Genomic DNA, 1,265 nt, shown 5'->3' with positions numbered 1-1,265 from the left:
AGGGGTTCTTTTCGCCTTTCCCTCACGGTACTGGTTCACTATCGGTCAGTCAGGAGTATTTAGCCTTGGAGGATGGTCCCCCCATCTTCAGACAAGATAACACGTGTCCCGTCCTACTCGTTTTCACGCCAAATGTGTTGTCGGCTACGGGGCTGTCACCCTGTATCGCTGAGCTTTCCAGCTCATTCGCCTGACACCTAAAGCGCTTAAGGGCTAATCCGGTTTCGCTCGCCGCTACTGCCGGAATCTCGGTTGATTTCTCTTCCTCGGGGTACTTAGATGTTTCAGTTCCCCCGGTTCGCCTCATCAAGCTATGTATTCACTTGATGATAACTGCTTATGCAGCTGGGTTTCCCCATTCGGAAATCGTAGACTCAAGTGGCTCTTACTGCCTCATCTACGCTTATCGCAAGTTAGTACGTCCTTCATCGCCTCTGACTGCCCAGGCATCCACCGTGTACGCTTAGTCACTTAACCATACAACCCCAAGAGGTTTCGTATGTTCAAACAACCAAGGTTTTTCCATCTGAGTTAAGATGGTTAGTTTGTTTTGCCGGACTCTTCTTACACAAGACACTTGAATGTGTATTGCTTGAGAACTCGTTTCTCTTTCGAGAAACAATAATTTCGATTCATCTGAATCGAATTACTAGTCAGCTTTCCAGATTGTTAAAGAGCATGTGCTTGCCTTGCGGCAGCCACTTTCTAAAGACTTTCAGCGTCACGAAACTGACCCAACAACATTACTGCTATTGAATCTGCGGCTCCGTGCAGAAAAGTATTTAGAGAGTGGTGGGCGATACCGGGCTCGAACCAGTGACCCCCTCCTTGTAAGGGAGGTGCTCTCCCAACTGAGCTAATCGCCCTCCGATGTTTTACATCTTCCGAGGAGAAGATGGTGGGTCGTGCAGGATTCGAACCTGCGACCAATTGATTAAAAGTCAACTGCTCTACCAACTGAGCTAACGACCCGTGGCGTCCCATAGGGGAGTCGAACCCCTGTTACCGCCGTGAAAGGGCGGTGTCCTAGGCCTCTAGACGAATGGGACCTTTTGTTTCGGGTTTGGGTACCCGAACACATGTTCTCTACATTTCGACCAAGCAATCTGTGTGGACACTACGCAAAGCGCAGTCTTTTGGTAAGGAGGTGATCCAGCCCCAGGTTCCCCTAGGGCTACCTTGTTACGACTTCACCCCAGTCATGAACCACACCGTGGTAAACGCCCTCCCGAAGGTTAAGCTATCTACTTCTGGTGCAGCCCACT

Annotated in this window: 3 tRNA genes and 2 rRNA genes; all 5 read right to left on the bottom strand. The window is 49.9% G+C overall.

The window, feature by feature from the left end:
- Nucleotides 1-477: ribosomal RNA gene (locus tag C9I92_RS25025) — 23S ribosomal RNA — on the bottom strand; the annotation flags it as partial.
- Between the two features lie 313 nt (nt 478-790).
- Nucleotides 791-866 (bottom strand) — tRNA-Val (locus C9I92_RS25020).
- Between the two features lie 30 nt (nt 867-896).
- Nucleotides 897-972, bottom strand: a tRNA-Lys gene (locus C9I92_RS25015).
- 1 nt (nt 973) lies between these two features.
- Nucleotides 974-1,049 (bottom strand) — tRNA-Glu (locus tag C9I92_RS25010).
- 91 nt (nt 1,050-1,140) lie between these two features.
- Nucleotides 1,141-1,265, bottom strand: a 16S ribosomal RNA gene (locus tag C9I92_RS25005); the annotation flags it as partial.

Source organism: Photobacterium ganghwense (assembly GCF_003025595.1).
Taxonomy (GTDB): domain Bacteria; phylum Pseudomonadota; class Gammaproteobacteria; order Enterobacterales; family Vibrionaceae; genus Photobacterium; species Photobacterium ganghwense.
The sequence above is the reverse complement of the archived record's forward strand: the minus strand, read 5'-3'. Positions and strand labels throughout refer to the sequence as shown.